At 36.3% G+C, this 15,921-nt stretch carries 12 protein-coding genes and 15 tRNA genes; 26 read left to right on the forward strand and 1 reads right to left on the reverse strand.

Going from position 1 to position 15,921, the window contains the following annotated elements; all coding sequences use genetic code 11:
• The first annotated feature begins 468 nt into the window (after window positions 1–468).
• From EK417_RS14035 to EK417_RS14135, 24 genes are all read left to right on the forward strand, one after another.
• Window positions 469–536: transfer RNA gene (locus EK417_RS14035), tRNA-His, on the forward strand.
• A gap of 8 nt (window positions 537–544) precedes the next feature.
• Window positions 545–618 (forward strand) — tRNA-Arg (locus tag EK417_RS14040).
• A gap of 66 nt (window positions 619–684) precedes the next feature.
• Window positions 685–758, forward strand: a tRNA-Lys gene (locus EK417_RS14045).
• An 8-nt stretch (window positions 759–766) separates the two neighbouring features.
• Window positions 767–840 (forward strand) — tRNA-Arg (locus EK417_RS14050).
• Window positions 841–908: 68 nt separating this feature from the next.
• Window positions 909–980, forward strand: a tRNA-Pro gene (locus EK417_RS21130).
• Window positions 981–986: 6 nt separating this feature from the next.
• Window positions 987–1,061, forward strand: a tRNA-Glu gene (locus EK417_RS14055).
• A gap of 2 nt (window positions 1,062–1,063) precedes the next feature.
• A tRNA-Ile gene (locus EK417_RS14060) sits at window positions 1,064–1,137 on the forward strand.
• Window positions 1,138–1,141: 4 nt separating this feature from the next.
• A tRNA-Asn gene (locus EK417_RS14065) sits at window positions 1,142–1,213 on the forward strand.
• Between the two features lie 218 nt (window positions 1,214–1,431).
• Window positions 1,432–1,513, forward strand: a tRNA-Cys gene (locus EK417_RS21135).
• 209 nt (window positions 1,514–1,722) lie between these two features.
• Window positions 1,723–1,809, forward strand: a tRNA-Tyr gene (locus EK417_RS14070).
• Window positions 1,810–1,886: 77 nt separating this feature from the next.
• Window positions 1,887–1,958, forward strand: a tRNA-Glu gene (locus EK417_RS14075).
• 336 nt (window positions 1,959–2,294) lie between these two features.
• A tRNA-Leu gene (locus EK417_RS14080) sits at window positions 2,295–2,368 on the forward strand.
• A gap of 78 nt (window positions 2,369–2,446) precedes the next feature.
• Window positions 2,447–2,519 (forward strand) — tRNA-Leu (locus EK417_RS14085).
• Between the two features lie 85 nt (window positions 2,520–2,604).
• A tRNA-Gln gene (locus EK417_RS14090) sits at window positions 2,605–2,676 on the forward strand.
• Between the two features lie 8 nt (window positions 2,677–2,684).
• A tRNA-Trp gene (locus EK417_RS21140) sits at window positions 2,685–2,755 on the forward strand.
• A 101-nt stretch (window positions 2,756–2,856) separates the two neighbouring features.
• Window positions 2,857–3,342, forward strand: coding sequence for a ribonuclease H-like YkuK family protein (locus tag EK417_RS14095; protein ID WP_076596634.1), 486 nt, complete (start codon window positions 2,857–2,859; stop codon window positions 3,340–3,342).
• 36 nt (window positions 3,343–3,378) lie between these two features.
• Complete coding sequence (locus tag EK417_RS14100) at window positions 3,379–3,750, forward strand: cyclic-phosphate processing receiver domain-containing protein (protein ID WP_136522508.1); 372 nt, start codon at window positions 3,379–3,381, stop codon at window positions 3,748–3,750.
• Window positions 3,751–3,763: 13 nt separating this feature from the next.
• A complete protein-coding gene (locus EK417_RS14105; protein ID WP_136522509.1) occupies window positions 3,764–4,780 on the forward strand; it encodes an RNA ligase, Rnl2 family in 1,017 nt (338 codons plus the stop codon).
• 193 nt (window positions 4,781–4,973) lie between these two features.
• Window positions 4,974–5,537 (forward strand): metallophosphoesterase family protein, encoded by a 564-nt coding sequence (locus EK417_RS14110; protein ID WP_136522510.1) that lies wholly within the window; start codon window positions 4,974–4,976, stop codon window positions 5,535–5,537.
• An 87-nt stretch (window positions 5,538–5,624) separates the two neighbouring features.
• The gene (locus EK417_RS14115; protein WP_136522511.1) at window positions 5,625–6,167 is read left to right on the forward strand and encodes a 3'-5' exonuclease; all 543 of its coding nucleotides are present in this window, start codon (window positions 5,625–5,627) and stop codon (window positions 6,165–6,167) included.
• 112 nt (window positions 6,168–6,279) lie between these two features.
• Window positions 6,280–6,831 (forward strand): 3'-5' exonuclease, encoded by a 552-nt coding sequence (locus tag EK417_RS14120; RefSeq protein ID WP_076596639.1) that lies wholly within the window; start codon window positions 6,280–6,282, stop codon window positions 6,829–6,831.
• Window positions 6,832–7,520: 689 nt separating this feature from the next.
• Window positions 7,521–8,081 carry a hypothetical protein gene (locus tag EK417_RS14125; protein WP_076596640.1) on the forward strand — a complete coding sequence of 187 codons (561 nt, stop codon included), beginning with the start codon at window positions 7,521–7,523 and terminating at the stop codon, window positions 8,079–8,081.
• A gap of 5 nt (window positions 8,082–8,086) precedes the next feature.
• Window positions 8,087–10,783, forward strand: a complete 2,697-nt coding sequence (locus tag EK417_RS14130; protein ID WP_136522512.1) for a DUF6493 family protein — start codon at window positions 8,087–8,089, stop codon at window positions 10,781–10,783.
• A gap of 3 nt (window positions 10,784–10,786) precedes the next feature.
• Entirely contained in the window at window positions 10,787–12,130 is a 1,344-nt protein-coding gene (locus EK417_RS14135) for an SWIM zinc finger family protein (protein ID WP_136522513.1), read from the forward strand.
• 83 nt (window positions 12,131–12,213) lie between these two features.
• On the opposite strand, the gene EK417_RS14140 is transcribed toward EK417_RS14135, so the two are convergent.
• A complete protein-coding gene (locus tag EK417_RS14140) occupies window positions 12,214–12,666 on the reverse strand; it encodes a VOC family protein (protein WP_076596643.1) in 453 nt (150 codons plus the stop codon).
• A 368-nt stretch (window positions 12,667–13,034) separates the two neighbouring features.
• On the opposite strand from EK417_RS14140, the gene EK417_RS14145 reads away from it, so the two are divergent.
• Together EK417_RS14145 and EK417_RS14150 are read left to right on the forward strand one after the other, a co-directional pair.
• Window positions 13,035–14,552 carry a TROVE domain-containing protein gene (locus tag EK417_RS14145; RefSeq protein WP_136522514.1) on the forward strand — a complete coding sequence of 506 codons (1,518 nt, stop codon included), beginning with the start codon at window positions 13,035–13,037 and terminating at the stop codon, window positions 14,550–14,552.
• A 511-nt stretch (window positions 14,553–15,063) separates the two neighbouring features.
• The gene (locus EK417_RS14150) at window positions 15,064–15,591 is read left to right on the forward strand and encodes a DUF6584 family protein (protein WP_076596645.1); all 528 of its coding nucleotides are present in this window, start codon (window positions 15,064–15,066) and stop codon (window positions 15,589–15,591) included.
• Window positions 15,592–15,921 lie beyond the last annotated feature (330 nt).

Consider the following 15,921-nt stretch of genomic DNA (forward strand, 5'->3'; position numbering starts at 1 on the left):
ATGAAAATTTTTTAATCAACAATGAAACTTTAATACGATAAAATAGAGTGATAAGCAACCCGGTGAGAGACAGTCATTTAGGTAATTAAAATATCTGCAAAATATTGCGGACGGAAATTCTCTATTCTAAAATTAATATATAATTAATTGATTGTCAATAATTTAGATTGAAAATTTATTTGTGAATTCCAAAAATTCATATTTACTTTGCAACCGAAAATTGAAAGCAACAGGTTTTCAGGATTCAATTAAAAATAATTTAGAAACAAACAAAAATAAAATGAAACAGTTACACAACATATTCAATCAATATTCAAGACTATTCGGACAGAAGCCGACAGGTGTTGCGTGTCTTCTTGAAAGTGGAATTGTGGATAAAAGGTGCTTATATACGTGGGTCAGCTAATGATCTCTTACGTTTAAATAGATGAAGCGCCTCCCGAAAAGAGGCGCTTTTTTTATGGTTTCTTTAGCTTATTTGGTAAAGCGCCGGTCTGTGGAACCGGAGAACAGGGTTCGATCCCCGGAGATACCCAAAGGAGAAAATCTCATGGCTCAATTGGATAGAGCGTCGGTTTACGACACCGAAGGTTGAAGGTTCGAGTCCTTCTGAGATTACAAAAAAGTGAATTTTAAATTGACAAGCGAAGCGAATTGATTATTGACTATTCACGACTTTAAAACAATCTCATAGCTCAAATGGTTAGAGCACCGGTCTTTTAAACCGGGGGTTGAAAGTTCAAATCTTTCTGGGATTACAAAAAACGGTTCCGTAGCTCAACCGGATAGAGCATGGGTTTTCTAAACCCAGGGTTAGAGGTTCGAGTCCTCTCGGAATCACAAAAAGGTTCATGGAAGTTTTCCCATCCGGCTGTCTCCCGGAAAAGAAACAGAAGTGAACCCCAAAGCTGGAAAGATAACGGTGGTTGTTTACCCGTCTTGGACGCGGGAGGCCGCAAGTTCGAATCTTGCTTTCCAGACTATTTGTTCCATTAGCATAGAGGTAAGTGCATTCGGCTTTCTACCGAACGACAAGGGTTCGATTCCCTTATGGAATACCAATGATTTCGTAGCTCAAGTGGTTAGAGTGTCGGTCTGATACACCGAAGGTTGAAGGTTCGAGTCCTTCCGGAATTACAATGATTTTGTAGCTCAATGGCAGAGCACCGGTTTGTTAAACCGGAAGTTGAAAGTTCGAATCTTTCCAGAATCGCAGGTAACTAATTGTTAATTGTTTCAGGAGAAAAAGTAAAAGTTTGTCGAGAGCAGAAGATCTTTACGCCAAACACGAAAAATAGAGACAGGCTTTTCTTCTCTCCGGATTAATTAAAAGTTAAAGAATATCATTTATAAATTTTTAGGTAAAATAAAGTTGGTCAGGCGCAGAAGTTCTTTATCAAATAAATGAAGACAGACTTTATTTTTTAATCTGATGGTTCGCCGAAGTAGAAGAGTCGGGACGGTCTGCAAAACCGTTGTGTAAACTGAGTGGGTTTGAATCCCATAGCCATCTCAAAGTAAAAACTATAGGAAATATAAGAATGTTTTATCAATGATCTTTTATCATCTATAGCAAAGAATATCCTTTATTAATAAAAGGAAAAGGCTGTCGAGCGCAGAAGATCTTTAATTAAACATTCAATATAAAGACAGACCTTTTCTTTTTTGAAAGTAAAAATGAGGAATTACTTATGAATTATTACTAATTGCTCATAAAAATCCGGAAGTACGCCGAAGTTGGAGAGTCGGGGCAGACTGTAAATCTGTTGCTTCATTGCTGAGTAGGTTCGAATCCTACTACTTCCACCAACCGCTGATAATGTAATGGCAGCATGCAGGAAATGTACTCTTGTTGTTCAGGTTCGATTCCTGGTCAGTGGCTCAATGCTCTATTCGTCTAACGGTGAGGACGCCTGCCTTTCGAGCAGAAAACAAGGGTTCGATTCCCTTATAGAGTACTGGATGTGAATAACTGGTCAATATTGAATTGATAATAATACCATGAAAGTTCAGATTTTTTTAAAAATTGGCCAGTTACCATTCACACAAAAATGAAGAAAAGAGAAAAAGGACTGTCAAGAGCAGAAGATCTTTAGTCAATAAAAACAGACAGCCTTTTACTTTTTTAAAATAAAATAGAATTAGGAAATGAGAAAGGTTTGTCAGGCGCAGAAGATCTTTACAAACACTAACAGACAGAGCTTTCTCAAACCTAGACATAATATGAGTAATAAGTAATGAGCAATAAATAATACCCATGGATTTTCATTACTAGTTAATTACCAATAAGATACGCCTCTCTATTCCAATTGGCAGAGAAAACGGCTTTAAACCCCGTAAAGTCCCAGTTCGAATCTGGGGAGAGGTACAGAATATAAGTAATAAGTAAAGAGCAATGAGTAATAATGAAAATAGAAAATATTACTCATTACTCATAAAAAAGCCTGCGGGAATGGTGGAATGGCAGACACTCTTGATTTAGGATCAAGCTTTTGGGGGTTCGAATCCCTCTTTCCGTACAAAAACATAAACGATAAGAGATTAATGATCAATGATTGCTGAGCACTTCATCAATTATCAATCAACATTTATCGATTATAAAATTGATTCATAGTGTAATTGGCAGCACACAGGATTTTGATTCCTGGAGTTTAGGTTCGAGTCCTAATGAATCAACAGCAGTTACTCTGATAGTGTAATGGCAGCATCTCAGTCTCCAAAACTGATGGTATCTGTTCGAGTCCGGTTCAGAGTGCAAAAAAATAGAAATTAGAAACTAGAAGTTAGAAAATAGAACTGCTAGTTATCATTTATCAATTATCAACAATCATTTATGAATTAAAATAGGTAGAAAAAATGGAAACGCAACAACAAACATGGCAGAATATGAATGGAAAAATTTTCCAACACTCTATCACACAGCTGGTAGAAGAAGCCATCATTCGCGAACAGGCTAACGGACACCGTCTGAAAGTATGTGTGGGATCAGACTCTCATGTATACGGAGATGCCATCAGCTATGCTACGGCAGTAGTATTTATTCGTGAGGGAAAAGGAGCGTTTACCTTTATCAGAAAAGAAAGAGAAATACAGAGTATCAGTATCAAGGAGCGAATGCTGAATGAAGTCAACAAATCCGTTGAAATTGCTTACGCGATCTGTTCTGTATTGGATACTTATGGTGTGGAAATGGAGGTACACGCAGACATTAATACCGACCCGGATTTTAAATCCAACGTAGCATTGAAAGATGCCATGGGATATATTCTGGGAATGGGATATGTGTTTAAAGCAAAACCCTTTGCTTTCGCAAGTTCCAACTGTGCTGATATGATGGTGTAATAAATCTGGAAGCTTAAAAATCATAAAAATTAAATCATGGAAAAAGCAAAAAGACTATTATTTCTGGATGATATAAGATATCCTATTGAGGCTTATCATTATACGAAACAGGATATTTTCCTCAGAAGCGACTGGCATATCGTTCGTAATTACGAGCAGTTTGTCAACAGGATTTTGGAAAAAGGACTTCCGGAAATGATTTCTTTTGACCATGACCTTGCAGACGAGCACTATTTAAAACAGGATTCCCGGGAATTTGTTGAAAAAACAGGATACGACTGTGCCAAATGGCTGATAGAATATTGCATGGACAACTATCTGGACCTTCCAGAATTCTATTGCCACTCCATGAATCCGGTAGGAAAGGAAAATATCTTAAGCCTTTTAAAAAAATTTAAGAACAATTAAAAACTAAAACAAAATGATTTTCAAAACATATAACACTATAGAAAATGCTTACCAGGCCCGCGTGATCGAACAGATCAGGATGCAGGGTTTTGGGGATGAGGTTTTCATCGTACAGGAAAAAGTTCACGGAGCTAATTTCTCTTTCTTTACCGACGGAAAGGAAATTAAAATCGCGAAGAGAACTGCTTTCATTGAAAAAGATGAAAAATTTTTCAATGCCTATCAGATGTTGGAACGCTACAGAAAAAATGTAATAGAAGTGTTTCAAAAAGTGAAAGCCATTTACCCGAATGTAGAAACTGTAGTGATCTACGGTGAATTGTTCGGTGGTGGTTACAAACACAAAGATGTAGAACCCGTAAAAGATGCTGTAAAAGTACAGAAAGGTATTGAATATGCCCCTCACAACGAATTTTACGCTTTCGATATTAAACTGAATGGAATTACCTATTTGGATACAGAAGTGGTTAATCAGATTTTTGAAGAGACAGGTTTTTTCTATGCTAGAATTTTGTTTCAGGGAACGCTGGAAGAAGCTTTAAAATTCCCTAATGTTTTCAATTCAAAAATTCCGGCCTTGCTGGGATTACCCGAGTTGGAAGACAATAGGTGTGAAGGAACCATCGTAAAAACTTTGAAAACCAGATACTTTGGAAACGGAGCCAGAATTATTCTGAAAAATAAGAATGAAAAATGGGTAGAAAAGTCCAAAATGGTTAAAAAAGAAGGTAAAACTGTTCATAAACAGGTTCATTTCAGTGAAAAAGCGTATGAAATCTGGGAAGAAATCCAAAAATATGCTACAGCCAACAGATTGAATAATGTGGTAAGTAAAATAGGCGAATTCGAACCTAAAATGATAGGTAAGGTGATTGGTCTTTTTTCACAGGATATTTTAGAAGACTTTCAAAAGGACTTCCCGGCAGCTTTCACAGCTATTGAAAAAGAAGAGCAGAAAAGGATCAACAAAAAGTTGAATTCTTTAGTCATTGATTTTATAAAAGAAGAGTTGATGACTCTTAAAGTATAGTTTCGGTAATTTTTTACCGAAACTTTTTTATGTATAATAAGTATCCATCACAGTCAGAAGAACGAAAACACTTCATTGTATTAAAGAGAAACAGAACTCATGAAAGTGTGACAATTCCCATCCTTTGGAGAGGTGGCGAAAATTCAAAGAATTTTTGACGGGGTGGTTTTAAAAAGAAAAAACAATTAAAAAAATGAAACCCAATATATTTTTTACAGCAGACCATCATTTTGGTCACGAGAATATTATAAAGTTTTCAGAAAGACCTTTTGAATCACTGGACCATATGAATGAAGAGCTCATTAAAAGATGGAATGAGAAAATTGAACCTGGCGACACAGTCTACCATCTAGGAGATATGAGTTTAGGAAAACCGGATTTTACAAAAGAAATTTTAGACCGTTTACATGGCGATATTCATCTGATCAAAGGCAATCATGAAGGTGCAGCATTAACTTATCCCAAAAGGTTTGCGTCCATCAGAGATTACTACGAACTGAAAATTGATGACCCGGACCAAAACAACGGTAAACAGAAAATCATTCTTTTCCATTACGCCATGCGTACCTGGAATGGCTCACACCGCGGAGCCTGGCAATTATACGGCCATTCGCACGGAACACTGCCGGATGATGAAATGGCACTCAGTTTTGACGTTGGAGTAGACTGCCACAATTTTTATCCGGTTTCCTATGAGGAAGTCAAAGAAATAATGAAGAGGAAAAAATGGACACCACCATTTGCTCCCAGGAATTAACAATTAACAATGAAAATGAAGCTTGAGGATATGAGAAGTATAAACCTAACTAACTTTTAACCTCTAGCTTCTAATTTCTAAAAAATCATGAAAACAACCAATGAGATGATAATCATCGATCTGGAAGCTACATGCTGGGAAAACGACAGAATTCCTACCGGGCAAAAGGTCGATATTATAGAAATAGGAATTTGCAAATTAAACTTAACATCTAAAGCAATTTCCCAAAAAAAAAGCATTTACATCATTCCGGAACGGTCAGAAATCAATAGATTCTGTACAAAACTGACAGGAATTACTCCGCAGCTGATAGAACAAAAAGGGATCTATTTCGAAGAGGCCTGTGAAATGATCAGAGATCAATACCATACTGCAACATTTACATGGGCAGGATATGGAAACTTTGATGGAGAGCAGATCACAGAACAGTGTGACTGGCTCGGAATAACCAGTCCTTTTTCGGAAAACTATATGAATGTGATGCATGAATTTAAAAGACATTTCAATCTCCACAAACAGATAGGTCTTAAAAGGGCTTTGAGTTATTTAAATATGGATTTTGAAGGCACTCATCACAGCGGAGCAGACGATGCTTACAATACAGCCAGAATTTTAAGTGAAATTCTGTAAATCGTAATTAGGCTGGAAGATAGAAGCTGGAGGTTGGAAGTAAATTCAACACTGTAAAACGTTCCTCTTCCCGCATCCATCTTCCAATCTTTAACAATTAAATTTTAAACAAGTGAAAACAACAGAAAATATATTAATAGTAGATCTTGAAGCAACGTGTTGGGAAAACCGGCCGCCAAGAGGTCAGGAAAGTGAGATCATCGAAATCGGGGTATGCATTATGAATGCAAAAACGGGTAGGATCTCAAAAAATGAAGGGATTTTAATAAAACCCCAATATTCAAAAGTAAGTCCGTTCTGTACGGAATTGACCACTCTTACCCAAAATATGCTGGATCATGAAGGCATCATGCTGGATGATGCTTTCGATATCCTGAGAGCAGAATATGATTCCGAAGAATTGACATGGGCAAGTTATGGTAACTATGACCTGAATATGCTGAAGGATCAGGCAAGAAGATTCTACACAGATTATCCCATGAGTGATGATCACATCAATGTGAAGACCTTATTTGGTGAAATCCATCCTACCATCAGGAAAAGTGTCGGAATGAACAGAGCTTTGGGTGAACTGGGAATGACTTTAGAAGGTACGCATCACAGAGGAGTAGATGACGCAAAGAACATTGCAAAGATTCTGCATTGGTGTTTGCAGAATTACTAAATAATCTGAAATAAACAGATAAAAAAGAAGAGTTGTCTCAAATGTCGAATAATTTGGCTTGAGACAGCTTTTTTTGTAAAATGGGGTATTGTTGGAGATCAATTATAAAAGTTATATTGCCCATTCCTTTCCTGCAATCCGTTACAATGTTGCAGAAACCCTGAATCTTCTGCGGCATTGTAACGGATTGCAGTTCTTTTGTTATTATTTTAAAAAAAATTAACGTATCGGCAGGGTAGGATAATTTTGTTGTAAAACTTTATCAATACTTAAAATAAGACACCAAATGTTGTGTAAATGTCATTATATGGTGCTTTTAGCTGTTTTTTAATTTTATATCTTTAAACAGGGAATTATTTTTATCTTGCTAAAGGCTTTGTCAGGCATTGTTTTATTAACTTAATATTTGTTAAAAAAATCACTTTTATGGGATAATTTACTGTCTGTCAGCCATTTTTTTTTATTTTAGCCAATGAGAATAAATGGATGTTTATTAAGGAAGGTTTTGAGGTAAAATAATTAAACTGTTGATTAATTGCAAAGGAGATCATGAATATAAAGAAAAAATTCCGGAGAGATATTTATCAGATCATTTTGATACCGGATTCTTTAAATATTACAGTCCTGAAAATCCCTCTTTTATAAATGATTTATTCAATTTTTAGAAAGGTGTTTATGAAAATGTTCTGATGAGAATTTTATATAGCAGACCTGTTTTTCAGACTCTGTTTTCAGAGGAAAGAAATAGCAGATTATTGTTAAGTTCTGTATATCAGTATTGTATTGAAGGGTATGTAATGGTTTTAAATGTTGAAATGAAGATGAATTTACTTTCCATAACGAGGCTTTATTTATTTCTGTCTCTGGGACAGTTTGAAAAATATGAAGCTTGCGGTGGTAAAGCTTTTGACCCCCTGTTGGATACAGTGTTTTCAGGTTGTTATAAAGAAAAGGAACGGAAAACAGTAATCCACAAAAAGTCCAGCTTTGAATGTAAGCCTGTACAGACACCTGCATATGGGATTTTTAAACTTATTCATTTGAAAATCAGATGTAATGCTGCCTTAAGTAAACTGCTGTTCTCCATTCTTTCAGCAGTTGAGAGAAAGGTTTTTAATAGTAAAAAGTTCCTTTCGCTCTATAATAAACTGGTAGAGCAAAATTGGTTTGAACCGGAGAAAATTTTTGTCAGACCGCCTGAAGAATGGAAAAAAATAAATAACCTGAAACAAATTTATACATCAAATTAAAGCACATGAAAGAAAGACTTTATGAGATCCTTAATGAGGAAAAAGTACATGAGATTATCCCCTTTCTAAAAGAGCTTAGTATTGAAGAAAGGAAAACACTGATACCATCTATCAAGAAAATGGACCGTGAGATCAGTAAAATTGTAATGACTAAAAACTCCTACCACACGGCGGGATCTGTGAGCCAGCATTCCATTATAGATATTGCTTCATTTGTCTGCATGGACAAAAAGAATTTTGGTAAAAACTATTGGAGCCTTTTCCGTAATGCGGAACAGACCGAGCAGATACTGGAATGGGGATGTCCGGATTGGTTTTCAGATTTTATCAATGAATCAGTTGAAGCTGAATTTACAGCATTTAATTATAAAGATATTTTAGGATGGACGGAGAAAGGATATGTGCAGCCCAAACCCGAATTATTGGGACATCATCTTAGCAATTACCCGGCAGATCTTGACCATTACCCCGAAACACTTGCTACTCATTTTTGGTATTTGTGTGAATTCCCTTCCCGATCTTTGCCTTTCCGTAAAGAATGGTTTCCTATTGTTCAAAAGCTTATTGCTGATAAGAAGATTGAAAGAAAAAGATTTCTGAGAGAGTGCCTTCTGGCCTCCAACAGAAACTTTAATAAAAATGTCACGGGCTGGTTTATGGATTCATTTAACTCATTAAAACCAACGGAAGAAGAATTGTCTGATCTGCAGGATGACCTGCTTGCAGGGCTTGTTTCTTCACAGTCAAAAGCGGTGAATACAATATTATCACATCTGAAAAAAATTGTTGGAACATCTGAATTTAAGAGTGAGGAATTTTCACATTACCTGCCCAATTTACTCAGCTCAGAGGTAAAAACAGTAGTGGTTTCCAGTCTGGTACTTACAGAAAAAATATTTCAGAGAAAGAAGGTGGATACGGACATGCTTGGAATGGCATTAAGTACAGCATTTGTTAGTAAAGATGATGGTATACAGTCAAAAGCAGCAAAGATTATCCTTAAATATATTCCGGCTTCAGAAAATATGATAGAGGCTCTTTCTCATTATTCAGATAATATACTGACGAATGTGCGTCCTCTCTTGATAAAATATATTGAAGCGAAACAGCCGGAGCTTGAGGTAATAGACTCCGAAAAGAGACTGCTGGCTGCAGATGAAAATGCAGTGCAGGTACTTCAGAATTTTGAAGATCTGATGTTCTATCTGCCTGTGGCAATGGATGATCCATACAGTTATCATTGTGATATTGCTTTGACGGGATTTATCCAATTTGCAGGAGATGTAGATGCTGAATCTGTGAAACTGATAGAACCTGTATTTTTGAAAGCCTGTAAAACTATAGCAAAATGGGAAGTTCCTTATCTGAATGTTTTATTATGCAATGCAATCATCAATTATGGGTTGGCTTTAATGGAAAAATATCCGATTCAGCTAAAGAATCTGGAAAAAATATATCAGAAAACCAAAGAGGAGGAAGCGGCAAGAGAATCTTATTCCAATTATCAGAAAAAATTAGGTCCGATAGAAGATGTTGGAGCAGATTGTCCCGCAAGACAGGCTTTTAAGGATATTGCGATATATGCTGTTGACAAAATAAAATCCGGGGATAAGATTCCTTTGTTGTTTCCCGTTACCCATTCCCCATGCTGGATTTCTCCTGTAACCCTTGTTGAGAGATTGGAGAATTATCAGAATAATAATACAGAGCCTCATCATCTGGATATTCAGCTTGCCCTGCAGCGTTGTGCTTTAGATGATACCTCAAAAGCAATTGAAGAAGTTGAGAAAAGATTAAAAGGGGAATATAAAGAATTACTGCTTTTCTTCTTTGGTAAAAATGTACAGCCCGAAGGGACGTTTATACATCCCTCATGGTGGATAACAGCTGGGATTACACGTTCCCCCGAAACCTTTTTTGAGCAGTTCAAAACTCTCGGATATAATAGTATTCCTGCAGAATTCTTCTCAGGCGCTTATAAGTGGAAAACTATTGACAATAAGAAAAACTCTTATTATCCGGTGGAGCTGAATATTACGATTCCAAAATATCATCTCGAAAAAAGAAAAGAACCTTTGTTCATGGAATATTTCGTTGCCGAACAGAAAGAGCTTAATGAAATTCCAGCGCTGATGCTTTGTTTCCCCAATACACCTGCAAATGCTCTGGCGAAAGTAATTAAATACTGCCTTTTCTATTCAGGAATTGCAGAAGTATATGAAAGAAGTCTTGTTTTGAATACTGCGAATACGCTTTATCAGATCAAAAAACCTCTGGATGAAATTGGCTATTTGTTTCTTGGAACTATTTTCCTGGACAGTGATAAGACGATCCGGGGAACGGCGGCTGAAATATGGCTTGAACATGTTTCTTGCCAGATGATGGATAATGCAAGGCTGGGAAGAGTGATTGGTTTACACGAAAAATTAGAATGGGCCCCGGTGAAAAGATTAACCGATCTTATGCAGCACCACATGCTTAATGTAAGTAAAAACCATAATATTGCTCTTGAGGAATTGATTTCCAGTATTTTGCTTCAAATGGAAGAACCAGTTACCAACCTGAAAAGAATTCTGGAAATCTACCATGAAGTATTGGCTTTAAACCATTCATCGGTTCATAAAGAAGTCATGAAAAAATTAAACCACTGGAAAGAAAGCTCAAGTCTTAAAAAAATAGGGAATCTTCTTCTGAAAAAATAGATTATGGAAGATACGCTTTTTTACAACTATTCAGGAGCATCCGCTTTAGTTAAGAAAGGTGCTCTTGAAGAATTATTTCTCGCCAAGTACAGTGAGATACATAAAAACACTGATGCTCCCTGTTTTTTCTGGGGAAATGTAGGGCAGCCCTTTATTTTGGCCCGATGTCTGATCACGCTTTCCAATATTGTAAAATCCAGCTTTAACCTGTCTCCGTTTCAGATGGTACTTCTTAAAGATCCCATAGTGACGGCAGGAAATGAAAGATTAAGGTTGGAAGGTTTTTCTCATTGTGCGGGAGTATATGCAAGAGTAGATATGCTGCCAGAGGGATTGGATGGAGAGTTTCTTGAAAACGGAACAACGAATGTGGATTTCAATCAGCCCATGATAACTGCATTAGGAAGCATCCGTCCTAATGAAAAAATTATACTTTCTGTAGGACAAAAAGAAGTGGGCCTATACAAAGAGGAAAGTAAAATAACAGAAAGAAAAGTGCCATTGCCTGTAAAATGGATCAAAGGACTGGGAACCGTTCAGGTGTATTTATCAGAATCAGAAAAGCTTCATACCTTCAATAAAATCCAGACACAGCAATTGTTTAGAGGAATGCCGAAAGGAGTGGTGAAGTCAGACTATTATTTAATTGTGAGAGGAAATAAACCTGTTTTCTCTCCGGTACAATCTGCGGATTCTGTTTGCATAGGAGGACTTCACAGGCTTCGTCTTTTAGAACCCCTTCTTCCTTATATTGATGGTATGCAGGTTTTTGCACATGTTAATATGCAGTCTACTACATGGCAACTCAGTATGGGAAATATCCGGTTTAGTTTTTCTTTATCGAGAGAATGCTGGAGAGGTTTTTCAGGTGAAGGAGCAGTGTTGGATAGTCTGATTTCAGATGTTCCTGATGAATGGATTGATGCATTGGATAAATATGCCTATGCCAATCAGTCTTTTAATCCCCGCAGACTTGCCTTGGAAGAGCATATCAGTTTTGATAAAGTTGAAAATATTACAGGCAGGCTTGCCGCAATGGGATTACTAGGTTATGATCTTGATGACAGAGAATTTTTCTATCGTAGACTTCCTTTTAAATTAAACCGTATTATTGGACTCAATCCCCGTATAAAAAATGCTCAGAAATTAATAGAGGACGGAAAAGTAGAAATCTTAAATAATAATAAAGAAAGAACAGAAGCCAGAGTAAAAGGAACCGGTGTACATCATATAGTAATCATTCAAGAAGAAAAAGAGCGTTGCACCTGCGAATGGTTCAGTAAATATCAGGGAGAAAGAGGTCCCTGTAAACATGTATTGGCGGTAAAAAGACTGGTTAATGTTTAAATACTGCTGATGCTCATTTTATCATTTTGTTGAGCAGCACAAAGGCGCAACATCTTGCGCCACTGTGTTGTATTAGTGTCTTATTAATTACCAGTCTGCTTCATCCATTCCTCATAGCTCAGTACTCCCAGTTCCGGTCTGCCTTCACCCTCCAGAATAGAAATAAACTCAAGCTGGTTTCCATCAGGATCATTAAAATAAATAGCCAGTGCAGGCATCCATGCAAATACCATAGGCTCTGTACTTCCGTTTTTCAGAAAATTGTAAGGTTTTAAATTCTTTTTTTCTAGAAACTCCACAGAATAATTCAAAATATCCTCCTTACTGCTGGAAAAAGCAAAATGTCTGGTCTGAAGATTTTCCTTTTGCTCCCATAATCCCAGCATAAATTCCTTTTCTTCTCCCACCCATAAAAAAGCAATAGGCCTGGTTTTATCCCTATGAGCTAGCTTTAGCCCTAATACTTCCGTATAAAACAGTATCGCATTTTCCAGATTGCTTACCTGAACATGGGTTTCATATATTCCTTTAATCATAGTTCAATTTTAATAAAAGCAAAGCTAGAAAACCTTTGCCGGAAAACGTAGTATAGACGATTTCTTTCTTGAAAATGAATAATAGAAGGAGTTTATAATTAAGAATTAGATTCTTGTTGAATATCAATATTTTTTTAATGTTAATTCAATAGAGGTGGGCTTTAGAGCCAAAACTTAAAATCTGCTACAGTTATTCAATTATTATATCGAATTTAAATCTCCTTTCAATCACCTTTCAAAAATAAAAATTAAAAAAACAAAGAAAAAATTACTACGCAAAAAGGTTGCGTAATATCGTTTTTACTTTGCATCAGAAATCAGAGAGGAAGTATTAATCCCTTCCATGTTTAACAATAAAAACAGTAACCATGAAATTTAATTTTTTAAGAAAAGAAAATAAAGTAGTACAGAACTATGAAGGTGCAAAAGCATATGCCATGACACCTGCAGAAGAGTTGTATAGTGCTGTTGTTACAACAGGACTGTCCGATGCCAATTATGAAAAAGGAAATGACAGATTGGTGAGAATCCAGTCTCTGGTCAAAAAAAATGATCCTGAATTTGTGGCAAAACTTGCCGTATATGCTAGAAAAAATATGTACTTAAGATCCATTCCATTGGTTTTAACAACCGAATTGGCAAAGCGGACTTCCGGTACAGACCTTGTAAGCAAAACAGTAGACGGAGTCGTTCAGAGAGCAGATGAAATCACAGAATTGCTGGCATATTACCAGCTTGCCAACAAAAGAACAGATACCAAAAAACTGAACAAGCTTTCAAAGCAGATTCAGAAAGGTCTGGTGAAATCATTCAATAAATTTGATGAATACCAGTTCGCAAAATATAACAGAAAAGCGGAAGTAACCCTGAAAGACGCATTATTCCTGGTACACCCGAAAGCTAAAGATGAAAATCAGCAAACAGTTTTCAATAAAATTGCCAACAATACACTGGAAACACCTTATACCTGGGAAGTGGAGCTTTCCGTTCTGGGCCAAGCGAAATTTACAGATGATGCAGAAAGAAAACTGGCTTTCAGAAACAAGTGGGAAGAATTGATCTTCAGCAACAAATTGGGTTATATGGCAACTATGAGAAACCTGAGGAATATCCTGGAAGCTGGAGTGTCTTCTGATGCTATGCAAAAAGTATGCGCCTATCTTTCCGATGAAAGAGCAGTATCCAATTCAAAACAGCTCCCATTCAGGTTTCTTGCTGCTTACAGAGAATTAAAAAATATCGATTCTCCATACCTGTCCTCAGTATTGGAAGCATTGGAAAATGCCGTTGTAGTGAGTGCCAGAAATATCAAAGGTTTTGGTTTTGAAACTTCGGTAGTGATTGCTGCAGACGTATCAGGCTCTATGCAGAAAGCAGTTTCCGGTAAAAGTAAAATTTTGCTGTATGATATCGGATTGCTGATGTCCATGATCCTCCAGTCACAGTGTAAAAATGTGGTAACAGGTATCTTCGGCGACCGCTGGTTAAGAGTTCCAATGCCGAAAAATGGTATTTTAAGGAATGTAGATGCATTCTACAAACGTGAAGGTGAAGTAGGATACTCTACCAATGGTTATCTGGTCATTGAAGATCTCATCAAAAGAGGAGAACAGGTAGATAAAGTCATGCTGTTCACGGATACTCAGCTATGGGATAGCACAGGAAACAGAAACTCCTTTGAAGACGTGTGGAAAAAGTACAAAGCCATCGCGCCTCATGCAAAGCTGTATATTTTTGACCTGGCAGGTTATGGTACGCAGCCGCTTGATATCAGGAAGGATGATGTACACCTAATTGCAGGTTGGTCAGACAAAATTTTCGATGTACTGAATGCTTTGGAAGACAAAAAATCGGCAGTGAAAATGATTCAGAAAGTAGTGCTGTAACAGGCACTGCTTTTAACATATAGAATAAAATAATCAATATATTCAGGAGCTTAATCCCGCTTTCCACTCTATCTTTTTCGCCAAAACTTTCTTCAAGCCATTCAGAAAAAGGATGCCGTTGCAATCGGGGCTAGGAATGAAAAAATTATAAATTAAAAATGATGAATTCTTCTTGATCATGAAGTAATAGTTCTTTGTAAAATTTAACAGAATGTATATGAAGAATAATAATAAAAAGTTGAAATCTCCAGCGATGAGAACTATGGAAATGTGAAATAGAAAACGGAAGGGTTAAGAAAATAAGCTATACGAATGGTAAGAAAATTCTATTGTTTGAAGCGCGACACAGAAGGTGAAACGAAGAACTAATATAACATTCGCGCAAGTTTTAGAATTTTTAGAGCGTGTAGGTTATTTTTAGCCGGAGTTTCCAGGTCTTGAACCTTTGGTTCTTTTGCTTCAAGGCAAAATGAACCAATAGGTAAATAAAAAATGAAACGGCAAAACAACAATGGGAAATTTATTGTACAGAATTGAACAGGATCTTAAAGAAGGCAGAAAGAAAAAGGCATGCGACAGATTGAGAAATATGATCAATCAGTTTCCTGATGATCTTTCCCTGAGAAAAAAGTTAGGGTATATTTACTTTGAAGCAGGATTTCTTGATGAAGCAGGTAAATTCTGGATTCTGTCTGCACCGGAGAATAATGAAATGGAAAATGCAGTACAGATTTACATAAAGTCTTTAAGCAATTCAGGAAATGCCATTTTAAAAGACATTGTTTTCAGAGGAGATAAAAATCTGCTTGATGAATATGCATTGAAGGTAATCACAGAACTTGAACAGAATAGTCTTACAATCACAAAACAGATTCCTGTTTTCAAAACCAAAACAAGAGAGAAAGGAAACTATTCAGAAGATAAAACAGATTTTTTAAGTAAAATCGGAATCTTTTTATTGATCGGATTTATTATTTTACTTCCGATTTTAGGGGTTTTAAAACTTTTCGAAGTGATTTCATCATTATTTTATTATTAAAAATAAAACTGCGTAAAAAGATTGCGTACTTACAATATAATTTTGCAGTGTTAATATTACCGGTGCCGTTAGAAAGACTTACTTCGATTCCAAACTGACAAAGTCTTTCACCAGATTGCCCGGTAGCTGACCAATGTCGTTCATAAGAGTTCCATCATCAAACTTTTAATTTGAATCGAATCAAAAACTCTTATACATTGTTACTTGGTTTTTAATAAAAAAACAAATGCGTAAAAAGAATGCGCACTAAGAATATAAATTTGTAAAGAATAAAACGAATAACCATGAATAATCATAAACCAGATCTAAAAGAAGCACTGTATTGAGGTT

It is taken from the genome of Chryseobacterium candidae (genome assembly GCF_004916905.1).
GTDB lineage: Bacteria > Bacteroidota > Bacteroidia > Flavobacteriales > Weeksellaceae > Chryseobacterium > Chryseobacterium candidae.

Excerpts from the sequence above, each read along its gene's own strand:
- EK417_RS14140 (WP_076596643.1), bottom strand. The coding sequence starts at position 12,666 with ATGATTAAAGGAATATATGAAACCCATGTTCAGGTAAGCAATCTGGAA.
- EK417_RS14125 (WP_076596640.1), top strand. The coding sequence starts at position 7,521 with ATGAGAATTTTATATAGCAGACCTGTTTTTCAGACTCTGTTTTCAGAG.
- EK417_RS14110 (WP_136522510.1), top strand. The coding sequence starts at position 4,974 with ATGAAACCCAATATATTTTTTACAGCAGACCATCATTTTGGTCACGAG.
- EK417_RS14115 (WP_136522511.1), top strand. The coding sequence starts at position 5,625 with ATGAAAACAACCAATGAGATGATAATCATCGATCTGGAAGCTACATGC.
- EK417_RS14145 (WP_136522514.1), top strand. The coding sequence starts at position 13,035 with ATGAAATTTAATTTTTTAAGAAAAGAAAATAAAGTAGTACAGAACTAT.
- EK417_RS14150 (WP_076596645.1), top strand. The coding sequence starts at position 15,064 with ATGGGAAATTTATTGTACAGAATTGAACAGGATCTTAAAGAAGGCAGA.
- EK417_RS14135 (WP_136522513.1), top strand. The coding sequence starts at position 10,787 with ATGGAAGATACGCTTTTTTACAACTATTCAGGAGCATCCGCTTTAGTT.
- EK417_RS14095 (WP_076596634.1), top strand. The coding sequence starts at position 2,857 with ATGGAAACGCAACAACAAACATGGCAGAATATGAATGGAAAAATTTTC.
- EK417_RS14130 (WP_136522512.1), top strand. The coding sequence starts at position 8,087 with ATGAAAGAAAGACTTTATGAGATCCTTAATGAGGAAAAAGTACATGAG.
- EK417_RS14105 (WP_136522509.1), top strand. The coding sequence starts at position 3,764 with ATGATTTTCAAAACATATAACACTATAGAAAATGCTTACCAGGCCCGC.
- EK417_RS14100 (WP_136522508.1), top strand. The coding sequence starts at position 3,379 with ATGGAAAAAGCAAAAAGACTATTATTTCTGGATGATATAAGATATCCT.